Annotated in this window: 18 protein-coding genes and 2 tRNA genes; 9 read left to right on the top strand and 11 right to left on the bottom strand. The window is 73.3% G+C overall.

Features of this window, described 5'->3' with window-relative positions:
- Positions 1-254: 254 nt before the first annotated feature.
- The gene (locus ABTY20_RS26775; protein ID WP_351999612.1) at positions 255-449 is read right to left on the bottom strand and encodes a hypothetical protein; all 195 of its coding nucleotides are present in this window, start codon (positions 447-449) and stop codon (positions 255-257) included.
- A gap of 285 nt (positions 450-734) precedes the next feature.
- Between ABTY20_RS26775 and ABTY20_RS26770 the strand changes: the two genes are divergently transcribed.
- The 3 genes from ABTY20_RS26770 to ABTY20_RS26760 all read left to right on the top strand — a co-directional run bounded on the left by ABTY20_RS26770 (position 735) and on the right by ABTY20_RS26760 (position 4,677).
- Positions 735-1,226, top strand: a complete 492-nt coding sequence (locus ABTY20_RS26770; protein ID WP_351999611.1) for a MarR family winged helix-turn-helix transcriptional regulator — start codon at positions 735-737, stop codon at positions 1,224-1,226.
- Positions 1,227-1,311: 85 nt separating this feature from the next.
- Positions 1,312-3,747, top strand: coding sequence for an MFS transporter (locus ABTY20_RS26765; RefSeq protein ID WP_502991894.1), 2,436 nt, complete (start codon positions 1,312-1,314; stop codon positions 3,745-3,747).
- Positions 3,748-3,855: 108 nt separating this feature from the next.
- Complete coding sequence (locus ABTY20_RS26760; RefSeq protein ID WP_351999609.1) at positions 3,856-4,677, top strand: YceI family protein; 822 nt, start codon at positions 3,856-3,858, stop codon at positions 4,675-4,677.
- Positions 4,678-4,691: 14 nt separating this feature from the next.
- Here ABTY20_RS26760 and ABTY20_RS26755 read toward each other — a convergent pair whose 3' ends face one another.
- Positions 4,692-5,378 carry an ANTAR domain-containing protein gene (locus ABTY20_RS26755; protein ID WP_351999608.1) on the bottom strand — a complete coding sequence of 229 codons (687 nt, stop codon included), beginning with the start codon at positions 5,376-5,378 and terminating at the stop codon, positions 4,692-4,694.
- Positions 5,379-5,669: 291 nt separating this feature from the next.
- Here ABTY20_RS26755 and ABTY20_RS26750 point away from each other — a divergent pair, with 291 nt between their 5' ends.
- Together ABTY20_RS26750 and ABTY20_RS26745 are read left to right on the top strand one after the other, a co-directional pair.
- Complete coding sequence (locus tag ABTY20_RS26750) at positions 5,670-6,026, top strand: STAS domain-containing protein (RefSeq protein ID WP_502991893.1); 357 nt, start codon at positions 5,670-5,672, stop codon at positions 6,024-6,026.
- A gap of 9 nt (positions 6,027-6,035) precedes the next feature.
- Positions 6,036-6,506, top strand: coding sequence for a PPOX class F420-dependent oxidoreductase (locus ABTY20_RS26745; protein ID WP_351999606.1), 471 nt, complete (start codon positions 6,036-6,038; stop codon positions 6,504-6,506).
- A gap of 16 nt (positions 6,507-6,522) precedes the next feature.
- Here the strand turns inward: ABTY20_RS26745 and ABTY20_RS26740 are convergent, their stop codons facing one another.
- From ABTY20_RS26740 to ABTY20_RS26710, 7 genes are all read right to left on the bottom strand, one after another.
- Positions 6,523-7,296, bottom strand: a complete 774-nt coding sequence (locus ABTY20_RS26740) for a TetR/AcrR family transcriptional regulator (RefSeq protein ID WP_351999605.1) — start codon at positions 7,294-7,296, stop codon at positions 6,523-6,525.
- Positions 7,297-7,532: 236 nt separating this feature from the next.
- On the bottom strand, positions 7,533-9,659 hold the full coding sequence (locus ABTY20_RS26735; RefSeq protein ID WP_351999604.1) for an ArnT family glycosyltransferase: 2,127 nt from the start codon (positions 9,657-9,659) through the stop codon (positions 7,533-7,535).
- Positions 9,656-11,020 carry a bifunctional glycosyltransferase family 2/GtrA family protein gene (locus ABTY20_RS26730; protein WP_351999603.1) on the bottom strand — a complete coding sequence of 455 codons (1,365 nt, stop codon included), beginning with the start codon at positions 11,018-11,020 and terminating at the stop codon, positions 9,656-9,658. Before ABTY20_RS26730 ends, ABTY20_RS26735 begins: the two co-directional genes overlap by 4 nt.
- A 14-nt stretch (positions 11,021-11,034) precedes the next feature.
- Complete coding sequence (locus ABTY20_RS26725; protein WP_351999602.1) at positions 11,035-12,606, bottom strand: sensor histidine kinase; 1,572 nt, start codon at positions 12,604-12,606, stop codon at positions 11,035-11,037.
- Positions 12,606-13,343: a response regulator transcription factor gene (locus ABTY20_RS26720; protein WP_351999601.1), complete on the bottom strand. Its 738-nt coding sequence runs from the start codon at positions 13,341-13,343 to the stop codon at positions 12,606-12,608. The genes ABTY20_RS26725 and ABTY20_RS26720 overlap by 1 nt, the downstream gene beginning before the upstream one ends.
- 117 nt (positions 13,344-13,460) lie before the next feature.
- A complete protein-coding gene (locus tag ABTY20_RS26715; RefSeq protein ID WP_351999600.1) occupies positions 13,461-14,339 on the bottom strand; it encodes a DUF2797 domain-containing protein in 879 nt (292 codons plus the stop codon).
- Between the two features lie 41 nt (positions 14,340-14,380).
- Positions 14,381-14,779: an HGxxPAAW family protein gene (locus ABTY20_RS26710; protein ID WP_351999599.1), complete on the bottom strand. Its 399-nt coding sequence runs from the start codon at positions 14,777-14,779 to the stop codon at positions 14,381-14,383.
- 97 nt (positions 14,780-14,876) lie between these two features.
- On the opposite strand from ABTY20_RS26710, the gene ABTY20_RS26705 reads away from it, so the two are divergent.
- The 4 genes from ABTY20_RS26705 (at position 14,877) to ABTY20_RS26690 (ending at position 17,951) form a co-directional block, all read left to right on the top strand.
- Entirely contained in the window at positions 14,877-15,353 is a 477-nt protein-coding gene (locus tag ABTY20_RS26705) for a MarR family winged helix-turn-helix transcriptional regulator (protein ID WP_351999598.1), read from the top strand.
- Between the two features lie 92 nt (positions 15,354-15,445).
- Positions 15,446-15,877 (top strand): DUF7144 family membrane protein, encoded by a 432-nt coding sequence (locus ABTY20_RS26700; protein WP_351999597.1) that lies wholly within the window; start codon positions 15,446-15,448, stop codon positions 15,875-15,877.
- A 65-nt stretch (positions 15,878-15,942) separates the two neighbouring features.
- On the top strand, positions 15,943-16,404 hold the full coding sequence (locus tag ABTY20_RS26695; RefSeq protein WP_351999614.1) for a potassium channel family protein: 462 nt from the start codon (positions 15,943-15,945) through the stop codon (positions 16,402-16,404).
- 158 nt (positions 16,405-16,562) lie between these two features.
- On the top strand, positions 16,563-17,951 hold the full coding sequence (locus ABTY20_RS26690) for an FAD-binding oxidoreductase (protein ID WP_502991895.1): 1,389 nt from the start codon (positions 16,563-16,565) through the stop codon (positions 17,949-17,951).
- A 74-nt stretch (positions 17,952-18,025) separates the two neighbouring features.
- On the opposite strand, the gene ABTY20_RS26685 is transcribed toward ABTY20_RS26690, so the two are convergent.
- Positions 18,026-18,098, bottom strand: a tRNA-Arg gene (locus ABTY20_RS26685).
- 202 nt (positions 18,099-18,300) lie between these two features.
- Positions 18,301-18,391, bottom strand: a tRNA-Ser gene (locus ABTY20_RS26680).
- Between the last annotated feature and the right edge of the window lie 180 nt (positions 18,392-18,571).

Genomic DNA, 18,571 nt, shown 5'->3' with positions numbered 1-18,571 from the left:
CCCCGGGGGGGCTGGGCCACTCCGCGGCCGGCGGCGCCCGCGGGGGGGGGGGCGCGCGGGCCCCCCCCGCGCTGCCCGGGGGCGCGGGGGGCGCGGGGGCGCCGGGGGGGGGGCCCCGGGCCCCCCGCCGCGTTCTCCGGCGCCCGCGCACGCGCCGGGCCACCGCCGTCACGCCGGTGCGAGCCACCGGGCCGTCACACCGGAGTGAGGCGCGGGCCCGGTGTGCCGACGTGAAGCGCGGGGCCGGGGGCGCCTTACTTCAGCGCGAGCCAGGCCACCGCGGCGACGACCGCCACGGCGACGACGATGCCGACGATCAGGCCGATCCGCGGACCGCCGCCGGTCGCGGCGGCCTGCCGGTCCTGGGGTCCCTCGTCGACGAACGCGCGGAACATCTGGGTGCTGCCGGCGGGGTCGTGGTTGCCCTGCGGGCCCTGGGAGTTAGCCATGTCCCGAGACCCTAGCGAATGCCCGGTGGGGCACCCAAGCGGGGGCGGGCGGAGGGGCTCCGCCCGGAGCGGGCCGGCCCCGGGGAAGCGGCTCCCCGACGGGACGGGAACGACACCTCCGGACCGGCGGACGGCCCAGCCGGGGGCGGCCAGGGCCCGGACCTGCGGGTTTACTTTCGTGATTACTTGCCTTTGCCAAGTTTTTGGGTCGAGAGGCCTCTTTTTGTTTGCCTGCAGCAACCATTCATTCCTATCGTTGCCCTAAGCAATCAACTGGGAGGTGTCGTGGCCGAGCGGGCGCAGTACGAGGAGCTGGTGCGGCAGTTCAGCGCCTTCGGCGCCGTCAAGCGGGAGATGAACCGGATCATGCCGGCCGACTGTCCCAGCGGATCCGCCGCCGTGCTGACCCTGCTCGGCCGCCACGGCGACATGCGCATGAGCAAGCTCGCCGAGCTGCTCTCCGTGGACATGTCGGTCACCAGCCGCCACGCCGCCCACCTGACCGAGCGCGGCTGGGTCGAACGGTCCCCCGACCCCGCCGACAAGCGGTCCCGCATCCTGCACCTCACCCCCGCCGGCCAGACCCAGCTCGACGAGTTGTTCCGGCGGACCACCCAGCTCCTCGCGGAGCGCCTGAACGACTGGTCCGACGACGAGGTCGGCCGGCTCGCCCAGCTGATGACCCGGCTCAGGGACAGCTTCGGCGACTGCCGTGCGGGCCCCCGCCCGGCATCTCCCGCCCTCGAACAGACCACCCGTACACCCGCAAGCACTTAAGAGAAGGAAGTCCATGGCAACGACCACACCGAACGGTGTGCGGGCTCATGCCAAGCACGGGGGAGGCTCCTCCACGGACGCTCCGATGTCCCATCGGCAGATCATGGAAGCGCTGTCCGGGCTGCTGCTCGGCATGTTCTGCGCCATCCTGTCGTCGACCATCGTCACCAACGCCCTGCCCGAGATCGTGGGCGACCTCGGCGGCGGCCAGAGCGCCTACACCTGGGTCGTCACCGCCTCGCTGCTGACGATGACCGCCTCCACCCCCCTGTGGGGCAAGCTCGCCGACCTGACCAGCAAGAAGATCCTGGTCCAGTCAGCCCTGGTCGTCTTCGTCATCGGCTCCGTCGTGGCCGGTCTGGCGCAGAACCCGGGCATGCTGATCACCGCGCGCGCCATCCAGGGCCTCGGCGGCGGCGGTCTGTCCGCCCTGGCGCAGATCATCATGGCCGCGATGATCTCCCCGCGCGAGCGCGGCCGCTACTCCGGCTACATCGGGGCCACCTTCGCCGTCGCGACCGTCGGCGGTCCGCTGCTCGGCGGCGTCATCACCGACACCAGCTGGCTCGGCTGGCGCTGGTGCCTCTACGTCGGCGTGCCCTTCGCGGTCATCGCGCTGATCGTGCTGCAGAAGACGCTGAACCTCCCCGTGGTCAAGCGGAAGGTCAAGGTCGACTGGGCCGGCGCCTTCTTCGTCACCGCGGCCGTCTGCCTGCTGCTCGTCTGGGTCACCTTCGCCGACGACAAGTACGACTGGATGTCCTGGCAGACCGGCGTCATGGTCGGCGGCTCGGTCGTGCTGACGCTGATCTTCCTCTTCGTCGAGTCGAGGGCCAGCGAGCCGATCATCCCGCTGCGCCTGTTCAGGAACCGCACCATCACCCTGGCCTCGCTGGCCTCGCTCTTCGTCGGCATCGCGATGTTCGCCGGCACCGTCTACTTCAGCCAGTACTTCCAGCTGGCCCGGGACAAGTCCCCGACGATGTCGGGCGTCATGACCATCCCGATGATCGGCGGCCTGTTCATATCGTCCACGGTCTCCGGCATCATCATCACCAAGACCGGCAAGTGGAAGAGCTGGCTGCTGGCCGGCGGCGTGCTGCTGACGGCGGGCCTGGGCCTGCTGGGCACCATGCGCTACGACACCCCGTACTGGCACATCGGCGTCTTCATGGCGCTCATGGGCCTCGGTGTCGGCATGATGATGCAGAACCTGGTCCTGTGCACGCAGAACCAGGTGGCCCCGAGCGACCTGGGCGCTGCCTCCTCCGTGGTGACCTTCTTCCGGTCCCTCGGCGGCGCGGTGGGCGTCTCGGTGCTCGGCTCGGTCATGTCCAGCCGGATCAGCGACTACGCCAAGGACACCATCGGACAGCTCAGCCCGCAGGAGCAGGCCGCAGCCGCCAAGGCCTCCGGCAGCGGCACCATCCCCGACATGGACCTGCTGCCCCCGTCCATCCGCACCTGGCTGGAGAGCGCCTACGGGCACGGCATCGCCGACATCTTCCTGTACGTCACCCCGATCGCCCTGCTCGCCTTCCTGGTGACCCTGTTCATCAAGGAGGTCCCGCTGCGGACCTCGGGCGCGCTGGCCCAGGCCGCCGAGGAGAACGCCCCGGCCCAGGACCCGGCCCCGGCGCCGGCCGCCGGGAGCGCCCCCGCCCCGGCCGCGGCGGTCGCCAACGCCGAGGCGGCCGGCGAGGACCCGGCCGACCGGCCGCTGTCCGCCACCGTCGTCCGCCCGGAGGAGTCCGCCCCCGGCGGCATCCCGGTGCGCGGTGTGGTGCGCGGAACCGACGGCGCACCCGTGCCGCAGGCGGCCGTCACACTGATCTCGCTGGGCGGGCGTCAGCTGGGCCGCTCGGTGGCGCAGGCCGACGGCGGGTACGCGGTGGACGCGCCCGGCGCCGGGTCGTACGTCCTGATCGCCGCCGCCGACGGCCACCAGCCGCAGGCGTCCACGATCGTGGTGAACGGCGAACCGGTCGCCTACGACGTCCTGCTCAGCGGCACCAGTGGACTGACCGGACTGGTCCGCGCCGCGGACGGCGGCCGGCCGGTGCCGGACGCGATGGTGATCGTCACCGATGTGCGCGGGGACCTGCTGGCCACCGGGAGCACCGCTGAGCAGGGCGAGTTCTCCTTCGCCGAGCTGGTGCCGGGCACGGTGACCGTGGCGGTGAACGCCGCCGGGTACCGGCCGCGCGCCCTGCCCGTCGAGGTGGGCGGCGCCGGGGTCACCCGGGTCGAGGTCGACCTGGAGACCGGCGCCCAGGTGCGGGGCGTGGTCCGCGCCCCGCACGGACCGCTGGCCGACGCCCGGGTCACCCTGGTCGACGCGGCGGGCAACGTGGCCGGCACGGCGACGACCGGGGCGGACGGCGCGTACGCCTTCGCCGATCTGGACGGCGGCGAGTACACCGTCATCGCCACGGGCTACCCGCCGGTGGCGACCGCGCTGACGGTCACCGGCGCCGGTGTCGACGACCACGACATCGAGCTCGCCCACCCGGGCGAGTAGCGAGACCCCGGCCCGTGGCGGGCGGGCGCGTCCTGTAGCGGAGACGCGCCCCCGCCACGGGCCGGTCCCATCCGGCCGTTTTATACGTATGTAAAGGGAGAAAACGGGATGCCACTGACCGCGAGGATCCGTACCCGGGACGGATGGGCCGTGTCGCACGCGGTCGTCACGGTGACCGACGGGACCGGCGCACAGGTGCTGCGCGCCGAGGCGGACCCCGAGGGCACCGTCCGGGACGCCACCGCGCTGGTGCCGGGGGCGTACACCGTGATCGTCACCGCGGTCGGGTACGCGCCCGCCGCCGCGAGCGCGATCGTCACCGCGAGCGGGCGGGCCGAGGTCGGGACGGTGACGCTGGCCCGGCAGGGCGGCACCGAGCTGCCGCCGCCGGGACCGTGGACCGTGGACCCGGCGCACTCGAGCGTGGCGGCCGTCGCCCAGCACCTGGGCATCTCCAGCGTGCGGGGCCGGTTCACCGAGTTCGCGGCCAGGGTGGAGATCGCGCCGGACGACGTCGCCCGGTCCCGGGTCGAGGCGGTGATCCGGGCGGCGTCCATCGACACCGGCAACGGGATGCGCGACACCCACCTGCGGTCCGCGGACTTCCTGGACGTCGAACGCCACCCCGAGATCACCTACCGGTCCACCGGCCTGACCGCGGCGGGCTCCGACCGCTGGACCGTCCACGGCGAACTGGCCATGCGCGGGGTCGTCCGCCCCGTCGACCTGGACCTGGCCTACCTGGGCACCGGGGCGGACCCCTGGGGCGGCACCCGGGCGGCCTTCCGCGCCACGGCGGAACTGCGCCGCGAGGACTTCGCGATGAACTACAACCAGGTCGTCCAGGCCGGCATCGCGGCCATCGGCACCACGCTCCGGGTGGAGCTCGACGTCCAGGCCGTCCAGGGGGAGTCGCTCCCGGCGGCCTGAGTCCCCGTCCTCCGTCAGGGGGTGTGGTGCGGATCGACGATGCGGCGGGCGAGGTCGCGCAGCTTGACGTTCTCCCGCTGCGAGGCCCGCACCAGGCTGTCGAAGGCACCGGCCGCGTCGATGGCCAGGCGCTCCATGAGGATGCCGGTGGCCTGGCCGATCAGGTCCCGGGTGCGCATGGCCTCGGTGAGCTGTTCGCGCACGGTGGCGGAGTCGAGGGCGATGCCGACGTGCGCGGTGAACAGCCGGCCGATCCGCAGCGCGGTCTCGTCGAAGGCGCGCGGCTTGCGGGCGTAGGCGGTGAGCACGGTCAGCCGGCGGCGGTCGGCCCGCAGCCGCAGCGACAGCGCGGAACGCAGACCGAGTCCGGCCAGCGCGTCGTCGCCCCCGCCGTTCTCGCTGTCCTCGACCTCGGCCACGGGGGCGGTCCACAGGCGGTGCCAGTACGGCTGCCGCCCGGCGGCCCCGCGGTCGTCGCCCTCCTCGGCGGTGCGCACCACGTCGTCGGTCCAGGCGACCGCGGAGCGCCGGTCGTCCCGTTCCACGACGGAGATGCCCGCGTGGTCGGCGCCGGGCACGAGCTCCACCGCGAGGCGGACGGCGGTGTCCAGGGTGCTTCCCGGGGTGGAGGTCCCGTGCAGTCGCCGTGCGGCTTCGGTGAGCGCTTCCGCCAGGTCCAGCCCGGCCGGAAAGCGGGACAAATCAGAAAACTGGGATGTATCCACTACGAACCTCTTCGGCGTGCACGGCACCACGGCCGTGCGCAGGAGAGCTCCGCAGCACATTCCCGACTGCGAGCACAGGACGCACAGAACTCTATCTGTTCGGTTGCGCTGAGGTGACGTCCGGACCTGCGGTATCGCCCCCTCGGGGACCGGTCGCCCCGCCGGGTCCGCTTCCACCGGCGCCCTCCGACGTGGTGCAATGGGCGGACGGGTCAGGAAGCGGCCTTGCCGGAATCCCGGACGACACACATCTGCCAGGTGAGCGCCGTGACCTTCCCGCCGAACCCCTCCGACCCGCGTGACGCGTCCGAGCACGCACTGCTCCGGTTCCCCCCGGAGATCGACTCCTCCAACGCCGGGGACGTCCTCGACGCCGTCCTCTCCCGGAACCGTCCCGGTGACGTCCCGCGGCCCCGGGTCCTGGTCCTCGACCTCACCGCGACGGTGTTCATGGACTCCCAGGGCGTCCGCCTCATCAACGAGGTGCGCCGACGCCTGTGCCCCGGCACCCGGGTGTACGTGGTGGCCCTCCCGGACAGCGTGGCCGGCCGCGTCCTCGAACTGACCGGCCTGCGCCGCGACGTCCCCGTGTACGACAACCTTCCCGAGGCCATGGCGGCCTAGGCTGACGCCATGGCACCCAACATCGCGACGAACACCCGTGTCTCCCTCGACGAGCTGCTGGACTTCGTACGGCCCCGGCACCGGGCGATCCTGCTGACCCGGCGGGCCGACGGCGGCCCCCAGGGTTCGCCGCTGACCTGCGGGGTCGACGACTCGGGCCGGATCGTGGTCTCCACGTACCCCGAGCGCGCCAAGACCCGCAACGCCAAGCGGGACGCCCGGGTGAGCCTGATCGTCCTCAGCGACGAGTGGAACGGGCCGTGGGTCCAGATCGACGGCACCGCCGAGGTGGTGGACTCGCCCGAGTCCGTGGAGCCGCTGGTGGAGTACTACCGGAACATCGCCGGGGAGCACCCGGACTGGGACGAGTACCGCGCCGCCATGGTCAAGCAGGGCAAGTCGATCATCCGGATCACCCCGGAGCGCTGGGGTCCGGTGGCGACCGGCGGGTTCCCGGCGCGGCTGGTCGAAGGGGAGTAGGTCCGGGCGCTCCCGCTCACCCCCGGCCGCGGGCCGCCATCGCCTCGATGCCGGCCACCAGCAGGTCCAGCGCGAAGGCGAAGTCCCGCTCCGGCATCTCCTCGACCGTGTCGCCGCCCCGGGCCTCCCCGGCCCCGGCCGGCTCCTCGATCACTTCGGAGGCGTCCGGTGACCGCGTCGCCTCTCTCATGGCGTGCCGGTGGTACTCGTCGGCCGTCACGCCGGCCGCGGCGGCCCGGGCCGGGAAGTGGCCCTCGATCGTGCCGTAGCCGTAGACGAACTGGAAGACGGCGGAGACGGCCCCGGTCACCCCGTGCGCCGGCAGCCCGGCCCTGCCGATGACCTGCTGGACCACCTGGGAGAACCCCAGCGCGTTGGGGCCGACGTTGAGGAACCTCCCGGCCAGCGGCGACAGCCAGGGGTGGCGCACCAGCAGCGCGCGGTACTCGCGGGCGAGGGTGCGCAGCTGGTCGCGCCAGTCCTCGCCGGTGGCCGGGTCGGGCAGCGTGAGCTCGCCGAAGGCGCGGTCCAGGGCGAGTTCGAGGAGGTCGTCCTTGGTGTCGACGTACCAGTAGACGGACATCGCCGTCACCTTCAGTTCGGCGGCGAGCCGGCGCATGGAGAACGCGGCCAGGCCCTCGGCGTCCAGCAGCCGCACGGTGACCCCGGTGATCCTCTCCCGGTCGAGGCCCGACGGCTGTCCGCCGCCCCGCCCGCCGCGGGGGGCCCTGTCCTTCAGCCAGACACTGGGCCGCGGCGCACCCGTGGACCGCTCGGCTGCCCTCGCCATGGCGCACCTTCTCCTCGACTCGCCGGTGCCGGCCGGTGCGGGACCCGTGCCCGGGTGCGCGGACCGGCCGGCTCTCAGGCCCCCTGCCGCGATTCTGCCCGGTCCGCCCGGTGCGGCAACGCCGCCGCGGCCGATCCGCCGGGCGGCACCGCCACCGCTCCCACCAGCGGACTCGTCCCCGGCCCGGCCGGGAGCGCTCCGGTCGGGGCCGGCCCGAGCGGCGCGGCCGGCGGGCGTCAGCTGTCGGTGGTCCTCTGCGTGAGGTCGTAGAAGGTGGCCGAGCCGGCCGTCACCTCCTTGAAGTTCTCCCGCACCCAGGTGGAGATCTGCCCGGAGCCGCCGGAGTCGCCGCCCATGCCGCCGCCGGCGACGAAGTAGTGGATCCTCCCTGCCGCCACGTACTCCTTGAACCGGGCGAGCGTCGGGGACGGGTCGGTGCCGTTGAAGCCGCCGATCGCCATCACGGGCTCCCCGGTGGAGAGCTGGTAACTCGCGGCGTTCTGGGCGCCGATGGCCGCGGCGACCCAGGTGTAGTCGCCGGCGTCGGCCTCCAGCAGTTCCTTCGCCTCGGAGTCGACGTCCGCGCCGCCGAGCAGACCGCCCGTGCCACCGCCGCCGGGCCCGCCGCCCTCGGTGGTGCCGCCGGTGCCGTTCCCCGGGGCGCCCTGACCGCCCTGACCGTCCTGGCCCATCGGGCCGCCGTCCGGGAAGCCGCCGGCGCCGTCGCCGCCCGCGCCGGGCGGGATCCGGCCCTGGCCGCCCTGCGGGTTCCGCCCGCCGGGCCCGCCCCCGCCGGGGAAGCCGCCGCCCCCGCTCGCCCCGGCCGGACCGGCGGTGACGATCGACCCGGTGTGCCCCTCCTGCACGGTGCTCAGCGTGTACGCCGTCGGACCGGCCAGCGCGGCCGCCAGGCCCAGCCCCGCCGCCGCGAGCGCCACCCGCCGCCCCACCCGGCCCGCGAGGACCAGCCCGAGGGCGGCGACCAGCCCGCCGACCAGGACCAGCCACTTCAGCCACGGCAGGTAGTCGGGCGTGCGGTCGAGCAGCACGTACCCCCAGGCGGCCGTGGCCGTGACGGCGGCCGCCAGGGCGAGCGACGCCCACGGCGCCCGCCGCTTCTCCCACAGGGCCGCCGCGCCCATGCCGACCACCGCCGCGAGGTAAGGGGCGAGGGCCACCGTGTAGTACTGGTGGAAGATGCCGGCCATGTGGCTGAAGACGACCATGGTCGTCAGCAGCGAGCCGCCCCACACCAGGAACGAGGCGCGGGCGAGGTCGGTCCGCGGGGCCTTCCGGGTGAGGACCAGACCGGCGACGAGCAGGATCAGCGCGGCGGGCAGCAGCCAGGAGATCTGGCCGCCGACCTCGGAGCCGAACATCCGGTCCCAGCCGGTCTCGCCCCACTGTCCGCCGCCGCCCGCGCCACCGCCGACGCTGCCGGTCTCCTCGCCGTTGAGCCGGCCGAGACCGTTGTAGCCGAAGGTCAGCTCCAGGAAGCTGTTGTTCTGCGAGCCGCCGACGTACGGGCGCGACGAGGCCGGCCACAGTTCGACGACCGCCACCCACCAGCCGCCGGAGACGACCAGCGCGACGGTCGCCAGGGCCAGCTGGCCCAGCCGCTTCCTCAGCCGCACCGGCGCGCAGACGCCGTGGACCAGCGCGAGGGCCGGCAGGATCAGGAAGGCCTGGAGGGTCTTGGCGAGGAACGCGAAGCCGATCGCGGCCCCGGCCCACACCAGCCACTTGGTGCGGCCGTCCTCCAGGGCGCGGACCACGAGGTGGCAGGCGACGGACATCAGCAGCGCCAGCATCGCGTCCGGGTTGTTGAACCGGAACATCAGCGCCGCGACCGGGGTGAGCGCGAGGACCGCGCCCGCGATCAGACCGGCCGCCGGGCCGGAGCGGCGGCGGACGGCGGCGTGGACGACGGCGACCGTGCCGACGCCCATGAGCGCCTCGGGCACCAGGATCGCCCAGGAGTTCAGGCCGAAGACCCTGACCGACAGCTCCATCGGCCACAGCGAGGCCGGGGGCTTGTCCACGGTGATGGCGTTCGCCGCGTCCAGCGAGCCGAAGAAGAACGCCTTCCAGGACTCGCTGCCCGCCTGGACGGCCGCCGAGTAGAAGGAGTTGGCGTACCCGGAGGCGCTCAGGCCGTAGAGGTAGAGCAGTCCGGTCACCAGCAGCAGGGCGAGGAGGGCGGGGCGCGCCCAGCGGGGGTCCTCGGGCCGGCCGCGCCACGTCCTGCGGGCGAGGGACCCGCGGGGTGCGTCGGTACCGGGGGCCGCGTGCCGGGCCCCCTCGGGGGGTCCCCAGGCGGCGGGGTCCGCCGGGGGACCCGTCCGGTCGTACTGCGTGCTCATCGGAAGTCCCTCGGGTCGGAGTCGGAAGGCCGGGACGGACGGGTGGGGAGCGGCGGGCGGACCGGCCGGAGCGGCAGGGTCGCGTCCTGCCGGGCGGAGGGGGCGCCGGTCCCGGGGAACCGGCCGTGGTCCGGGAACACCCACGCGCGGAAGAGCAGGAACCGCAGCACGGTCGCCGCGAGGTTGGCCGCGACGAGGACCGCCAGCTCGGTGGAGTGGGCCGGGTCACCGGCGGCGGCGTTCAGCGCGGCGAGCGAGCCGCTGGTCAGGGCGAGACCGATGCCGAAGACGACCAGGCCCTGCGCCTGGTGCCGTACGGCCCCGCCGCGCCCCCGCACCCCGAAGGTGAGCCGCCGGTTGGCGGCGGTGTTGGCGACCGCGGAGACCAGCAGGGCCAGCCCGTTGGCGGTCTGGGAGCCGGTGAAGGCGCGGAAGCCGCTGTAGAGCAGCAGGTAGCAGAGGGTGGACAGGACGCCGACGACGCAGAAGCCGACCAACTGGCGGGCCAGTCCCTGCGGCACGTCCTCGATGTTCCGGTCGCGCGGGTCGTCGCCGAAGGGCCGGGCGAGCCGGTCCAGCGGCAGCGAACCGGTGGCCAGCGCCCTGCCGACCCGCCAGACGCCCTTGAGGTCGTCGGTCGCCGTGCGCACGATGTGCACGGTGGAGTCGGGGTCGTCGACCCAGTCGACCGGCACCTCGTGGATGCGCAGGCCCGCGCGCTCGGAGAGGACCAGCAGCTCGGTGTCGAAGAACCAGCCGCTGTCCTCCACCAGCGGCAGCAGCACCCGGGCCACGTCACGGCGGATCGCCTTGAACCCGCACTGCGCGTCGGAGAAGCGGGCCTGCAGCGAACCGCGCAGGATCAGGTTGTACGAGCGGCTGACGAACTCCCGCTTGGCCCCCCGCACCACGCGTGAGCTGCGGCTCAGCCGGGAGCCGATGGCGAGGTCGGAGTGGCCGGAGATCAGCGGGGCGACCAGCGGCAGCAGCGCGTTGAGGTCGGTGGACAGGTCCACGTCCATGTAGGCGAGGACGGGGGCGTCCGAGGCGGACCAGACGGTCCGCAGCGCCCGGCCGCGCCCCTTCTGCTCCAGGCGCACCGACCGCACCCGGGGGAACCGTTCCGCCAGCCGACCGGCCACGTGCGGGGTGCCGTCCGTGGAGGCGTTGTCGGCGATCGTGATGCGGAAGGCGTAGGGGAAGGTGCGGGTCAGGTGCTCGTGCAGCCGGCGGACGCACGGCTTGAGGTCCTTCTCCTCGTTGTAGACGGGGATCACGACGTCCAGGACCGGCGTGCCCGCGCCGGCGGCCGGGAGGTGCTCCCGCGCCGGCAGGGTGCCGGGAGAAGAATCGGTTCGCATGGAACCGACTCTGCTCAGGCACCCTGTCGTGCCCGTGTGGTGAGGCTGTGCCGCGGCTGTGAGTACGGCTCGGGCGCCGACTGTGGTTCCACGGCCGGGAGATGGAGCGTGAACACGGTCCGCCCCGGCACGCTGTCGACGGTCACGGCGCCGCCGTGCGCGGTCGCCACGGCCTGCACGATGGCCAGGCCCAGACCGGTCGAGCCGGTGGCCCGGGTGCGTGCCGAGTCGCCGCGCGCGAACCGTTCGAAGACGCGCGGGAGCAGCGCGGGCGGGATGCCCGGACCGTCGTCGGCCACGTCCACGCGGAGCCAGGGCCCGTCGCGGCGCACCCGGGCGGTGACGGTGGTGCCCGGCGGGGTGTGGTTGCGGGCGTTGCCCAGCAGGTTGACGAGGACCTGCTGCAGCCGGGCGGCGTCGGCGCACACCGGCGCGGGCTCGTCGGGCAGTTCGAGCCGCCAGACGTGGTCCTGGCCGGCGGCGCGGGCGTCGCTGACGGCGTCCACGACGAGCGGGACGAGGTCGGTCTCCTCGAACCGCAGGGGACGGCCCGCGTCGAGCCGGGCGAGCAGCAGCAGGTCCTCGACGAGCAGGGTCATCCGGCTCGCCTCGGACTCGATCCGCCCGAGCGCGTGCCGGGTGTCGGGGCCGACCTGCTCCCGGCCGCGCCGGGTGAGTTCGGCGTAGCCCCGGATGGAGGCCAGGGGCGTACGCAGCTCGTGGCTGGCGTCCGCGACGAACTGCCGTACCCGGGTCTCGCTCTCCTGCCGGGCGTGCAGCGCCCCGTGGACGTGGTCGAGCATCCGGTTCAGGGCGGCGCCGACCCGGCCGACCTCGCTGTGCGGGTCGCACTCGGACTCCGGCACGCGCTCCTTGAGGTGCACCTCGCCGGTGTGCAGGGGCAGTTCGGAGACGCGGGTGGCGGTGGCGGCGACCTTGCGGAGGGGGCGGGTGGCGATGCCGACCAGGACGTACCCGGCGATCCCGGCGGCGACCAGTCCGGCGCCGGTGACGCTGATCTCGACCAGGATGAGGGTCTCGATGGTGTCGTTCGTGTCGTCGGTCGGAAGCGCGACGTAGAACTCGCCGTTCCGGCCGCTCTCGTACTGCACCCGGTACTCGCCCAGGCCCGGCAGGTGGACGGTGTGCCGGCGGTCGTCGCGCGGGACGGCGGCGACGGCCGCGAGCTGGGCCTCGGTGAGCCGCGTCGCCTCGGACGTCGGAACGCTGTTCTCGGTCTTGCGCTTGCTGACGATCCCGTCGGTCACCCGGCCGTCCTCGACGGTGACACCGATGGTGCCGATGCGCTGCGGGCCCATGGTGACGAAGTCGAGGGGGTCCTCGCCCTTCGGGAGCCGAGGCGGCGGCCCGCCCTTCTCGGGACCGCCCGACGCGCGCGCCGCGACCTCACGCAGCTGCCCGTCGAGCTGCTCGTACAGATGGGACCGCAGCGCCAGCGTGGTCACGGTGCCGATCACCGCGCACACCACCGCGATCAGCGCCACCGACGCGACGACGAGTCGCGTCCGCAGGGTGCGCGGGGTGCGCGCCCGCCGCTGCGGACGCGGCCGCCGTCGTCCGCTCATCAGGCCGCGGGCTTGATCAGGTAGCCGGCGCCGCGCCGGGTGTGGATCATCGGCTCACGGCCCGCGTCGATCTTCCTGCGCAGGTACGAGATGTACAGCTCGACGACGTTCGCCTGCCCGCCGAAGTCGTACGACCAGACCCGGTCGAGGATCTGGGCCTTGCTGAGCACACGCCGCGGATTGCGCATGAGGAAGCGCAGCAGCTCGAACTCGGTGGCGGTGAGGTGGATGCCGTCGCCGCCGCGGGTGACCTCGTGGCTGTCCTCGTCGAGGGTGAGGTCGCCGACGACCAGCATCGACTCGGAGCGGCGGTCGGCCGCGCCGGAACGGCGGATCAGCCCGCGCAGCCGGGCGACGACCTCCTCCAGGCTGAACGGCTTGGTGACGTAGTCGTCCCCGCCGGCGGTCAGTCCGGCGATCCGGTCCTCGACGGCGTCCTTGGCGGTGAGGAACAGCACGGGCACGTCCGGCAGCTCCCGGCGCAGCCGGCCGAGGATGGCCAGCCCGTCCATGTCCGGCAGCATCATGTCCAGCACGACGGCGTCGGGCCGGAACTCGCGTGCGGTGCGGAGGGCTCCCTGGCCGTCTCCCGCGCTGCGGATCTGCCAGCCCTCGTACCGCAGGGCCATGGACAGCAGTTCGGTGATCGACTGCTCGTCGTCCACCACAAGCACGCGGACCGGGCTCCCGTCCGGCCTCAGCAGTTCGGTGCGCCCCTGGGGCGAGATCGTGGTCATACCGCACACGATGTCCGGGACCTCTGAGAGCACCCTTTCGGGAACCTGTGTTTTGCCTGAGAAACCCACGGCCTCCGCTCGGCCGGGGCGCCCCGGGTCCAGAGGCGCGGTCCCGGGTCAGAACAGGCCGTCCTGCGTCGCCGCCCGCTCCCTGACCGTCCTGACCGGCACCGCGAGCTCCCGCCCGCCGGCCGGGAGCAGTTCCCATCCGGCCAGCAGCCGGGTGTCCAGCACCACGACCCCCCTCCCCGTCGCCAGGTGCAGGTCGGGACCGGCGGCGGCCACCAGCTCCCCGCTCACCGCGCCCCCGGCGACCAGCTCGCTCACCTCCCCCACGGCGGGCGGCACCCCCGCCAGCCCGAACACCCCGACGTGGTCGACCGGCCGGAACGGCTCACGGACGAGCGACTCCGGCCATCCGTCCAGGGCGACCGCCCGCGCGTGCAGTCCGGCGATCTCGGCCGCCCGGTCCCCTTCCCCCGCCGGGAGGTCCGCCCGCACCGCCCGCTTGTCGGCGTAGGGGATCCGGTCGGGCACGCGGAGCGCGGCGCGCAGCAGCTCCTCGGCGCGTCGCGCCGCCATCAGCGGCCCGGTCCCCAGCCAGCTGAAGCAGACCGCCCCCTGCTCCAGCAGCCGTGCGGGACCGCGCCGCACGGCGGTGATGCCGACCTTGGTCATCCCGGGCCCGAACCACGCCAGGTAGACGCGGTAGGGCCGCGGATCGTCGGCGAGGGTGTCGGCGGCCACCGAGTGCGCCCGGTCCAGCCGGGCGCACTCCCCGCAGCGCGCCCCCGTGCTCCGCCCCGGGACCGCCGCCCCGAGCGGACACGCGTTCCCCCGTGCCCCCACGCATGTCCGCCCTCCCCCCTCCCCCTGCCCGACTCCGAAGGCCACCCGCTTCCCCCGGGTCAGCGCGGAGCGCCGGCCGCCCTCCCACGCCAGCACGGGACCGTCCGCCGACCACCGCAGCCCCGAGCACCTCCATGCCTGTGCCATCTCCGACGAGCGTAGGGGCCGCCACCGACAACGCCCGCGGCTCAGCCGTCGGTCCGTCCCGCTCCCACGGGACGCGCGTCCCGCGCGTCACCGCGCACCGCGGGGACGACGACCCGTCCGGACACCTCCCGCGCCGCGGGCCGGCCCCGGCCGGCCAACCGGCAGCCGAGGCACCCCGCATGTCCCCGCCGGGCGCCCGCGTCCCGCGTCCGCCACCCCCACTGCTCCCTCGGCCGGGGCCCCGGCGGCTTGCCCCATCCGGCGAGGTGCAGCAGCCAGGTGAGGACGAGGGCGGCCAGGACGATCAGCGCCCCGACGGCCAGCAGCGGTCCGGACACCGTGCAGACCCCGAGCCCCACGACCGCCGTACCGGCCCCGGCGATCCCGAAACCCGTCCACCCCGCGACCGTGTGCCCGTGGTCATATGGATGTGCGCTCACGTGCCCGCCCCCTGTGTCGTCGACCCGTAACCTCTCACGCCCTAAGAGATTTACCACAGAAATCCCTCACGAACTAAGGAAAACGAGGATTACCGGAATGCAAGCCAAGCCGCGTCAGCCCGCCACACCGGAGCAGGCGCTGTGGGCGATGGACCAGCTCATCGCGACCCACCTGGTGGGCCAGCATGAGATCGCCCAACGGGTGGGCCTGAACGTCACCGACCTGACCTGCTTCGCCTTCGTCATCGAGGCCGGCGAGAACCTGCTCACGGCCGGCGAGCTGGCGGACCGCGTCCACGTCACGACGGGCGCGATGACCGGGATCCTCAACCGGCTGGAACGCGCGGGCCACATCACCCGCCGCCCCGATCCCGCGGACCGCCGCCGCGTCCGCGTGGCCGCCCTGCCGGACGCCCTGTCCCGCATCCGCGAGATCTACGAGCCCTACTACGCCCGCGTCACCGAACTCTTCGCCGACTACTCCCCCGAGGAGATCTCCGTGCTCCACGACTGGTTCCGGCGCGCGAACGCGGTGGCGGCCGGCTACCTGGAGGAGCACTGCCGCACCGACTGAGACGGCACGCGCGCCGAGGTGCCGAGTGCGGGCCGGAGTGCCAGCCTGGTGGAGGGGCCGCAACGCTCGGGGACAGCCGAAAGGTCGGACACATGGCGAGCAATGTCAGCGGCACGCGCCACCACCAGGCCGGGTGGGAGGCCAGGAGCCCCTGGGCGACGAGCTGGACGGCCGCGGCGGCGGTCCTGATGACGTTCGGCGGCATCATGGCGATCTTCCAGGGCATCGCCGCCATCGCCCAGGACGACGTCTTCGTCACCACCCGGAACTTCACCTACGAGTTCAGCCTGACCGGCTGGGGCTGGATCCACCTGATCCTCGGCGCCCTGGTGACCGTCGCCGGTCTCGCCCTGTTCACCGGGGCCACCTGGGCCCGCGCGGTGGGCGTCGCACTGGCCGGACTCAGCATGATCGCCAACTTCGTGTGGCTGCCCCACGCGCCGGTCTGGTCGATCGCCCTCCTCGTCATCGACGGCTTCATCATCTGGGCCCTGTGCGCACCACGCCGCGAGTCCCGGGAGTAGAGCGCGCCGTCGCGGACCGGAGGGCCCTCTGGCCCGGACTGGCCGGGGTGGCGGGCGTGGTGGCGATGGTCACCGCCTACTTCCTCCTGCCCCTGGACGGTCTGGGCCCGCACCGGCCGGCCCTGAGCTGGACCCTCTTCGTCCTCGCCCTGGTACTGGTGGCCGCCCTGCTGCTGAGGCAGGTGCTCCACGTCCTGCTCGGGCTCCCGAACACACGTCCGGGACTGGTCATCCCCCTGCTGATGACCCTGTCCATCCTGGTCTTCGCGACCACCTACCTGGCCCTGGCCCGGCGTCCCGGCGAGCTCGTCGGCCTCGACACCCGCCTCGACGCCCTGTACTTCACGCTGGTCACCCTCGCGACCATCGGATACGGCGACATCGCCCCGCACGGGCAGGCGGCCCGGCTGGTCGCCGTCCTGCAGATCCTCTACAGCCTCATCTTCCTCACGGCGGCGGCCACCTCCCTGACCAGCTACCTCCGCACCACGCTCCGCCGCCACGGAAACCCCGGCCCTCCGGGCTGACTTCCCCACGTCGCACAATGTTGTGACGTGCATCACACTGGACGGAGCGGGGATTCGCTCCCCGGGCCCCGGACGGACGTCGGCCGATCCGCCGGTCCGGTCCGCCGCGGCCATCCGGCTCCGCAATCCTCACCAAGGGGTGCCCGCTCATGAGCGGCATGGACGCGACTGCTCTCGACACCTTCCGCGCGGCCCTGCGAGGACGTGTCGTCACACCGCAGGACCCGGATTACGACGAGGTCCGCAGTGTCTACAACGCCATGATCGACCGGCGTCCGGCCGCCATCGCCCGGTGCACGGGCACGGCGGACGTACGGACCACCGTCGCCTTCGCCCGGGAGACCGGGGTCGACCTCGCGGTGCGCGGCGGCGGGCACAGCGGGCCGGGCCTGTGCCTGGTCGACGACGGGCTCACCCTGGACCTCTCCCCCATGCGCTGGGCGCGGGTCGACCCGGAGGCCGGGACCGCGCAGCTGGGCGGGGGCAGCCTACTGGGCGACCTGGACCACGAGACCCACGCCTTCGGGCTCGGCGTGCCCTCCGGGATCAACTCGACCACGGGGATCGGCGGTCTCACCCTGGGCGGCGGGCACGGCCACCTGACCCGCGCGTACGGGCTGACGGCCGACAGCCTGGTCGCCGCGGACGTCGTCCTGGCCGACGGCAGCGTCGTCACCGTCTCCGGGAAGGAGCACCCGGACCTGCTGTGGGCGCTGCGCGGCGGCGGCGGCAACTTCGGCGTGGTCACGTCGTTCACCTACCGGCTGCACCCGGTGGACACCGTCGGGGTCGCGGTGACCGTGTGGCCGGTCGACCGCACGCCGGAGGTGCTGCGCTGGTACCGGGAGTTCCTGCCCGCCGCTCCGGAGGAGCTCAACGGGTTCTTCGCGCTCATGACCGTCCCGCCCGGGCCGCCCTTCCCGGAACCGGTCCACGGGCAGAGGATGTGCGCCGTGATCTGGTGTTGCACCGGCGACCTGGCGACCGGCCGCCTGGAGGACACCCTGGCCGTGGTCAACGACCCGGCCCCGCCGGCCTTCCACTTCGCCACGCCGATGCCCTACCCCGCCCTGCAGACCATGTTCGACGAACTGGTCCCCAAGGGACTGCAGTGGTACTGGCGCGGCGACTTCTTCGACGGCATCCCCGACGACGCCGTCGCGGTGCACGAGAGGTACGGCCAGGCCCTGCCCACCGCCCTGTCGACGATGCACCTGTACCCCGTGGACGGAGCGGCCCACCGGGTCGCCCCCGACGAAACGGCCTGGGCCTACCGGGACGCGACGTGGTCCGGCGTCATCGCGGGCATCGACCCCGACCCGGCCAACGCCGATCTGGTCCGGCAGTGGTGCGTCGACTACTGGACCGACCTGCACCCGCACTCCATGGGCGGCTCGTACGTCAACTTCCTCGGCGAGGCGGAGGGCCCCGAGCGCGTCCGCTCCACCTACCGCGACAACTACGACCGGCTGACCGCGGTCAAACGCGCCTACGACCCGGACAACTTCTTCCACGCCAACCAGAACATCCCGCCGGCCGCGGCCTGAGTCGGCCGGTGCGCCGCCGTCACGACGAACGCCGGAGGCCCCGTGGATCAATCCACGGGGCCTCCGGCTCACTGTGCACTCGGCAGGATTCGAACCTGCAACCTTCTGATCCGTAGTCAGATGCTCTATCCGTTAAGCTACGAGTGCTCGTCTTTTCAGTTTTCTCGCCGCTTCCCGGTCCTTTCGGCCCGCTCGCGGCGACAGGAAGAACATTACATGACTGCCGCCGCCATGTGAAATCCGTTCGGCCCACCCCTTGTGACCTGCGCAAACGCGGGGAAGGCGGGGGAGGGAACAACGAGGGAACGACGAAGCCCCGGCCACAGGGGCCGGGGCTTCGTGATGGAGGCGGAGGCGGAGGGATTTGAACCCTCGATGGGCTTTAAGACCCAAACCGCATTAGCAGTGCGGCGCCATAGACCGGACTAGGCGACGCCTCCTCCATGCACAGACCTTCCGCGCGGGCGCGGATCGGTTAGTGCGTGCCGATGATGACACACCCGCGTGGGCTGTCACCAATCGCCACCCACGGTACTAGGCGGGGAGCCCGCAGGGCAAAGCACTTCCGGCCGTCGCGTCGGCGTGGCGCAACGTCCCGCGCGGTGGCGCGTTGGACGGGG

This window comes from Streptomyces sp. NPDC126497, from assembly GCF_040302425.1.
GTDB lineage: Bacteria > Actinomycetota > Actinomycetes > Streptomycetales > Streptomycetaceae > Streptomyces.
The sequence above is the reverse complement of the archived record's forward strand: the minus strand, read 5'-3'. Positions and strand labels throughout refer to the sequence as shown.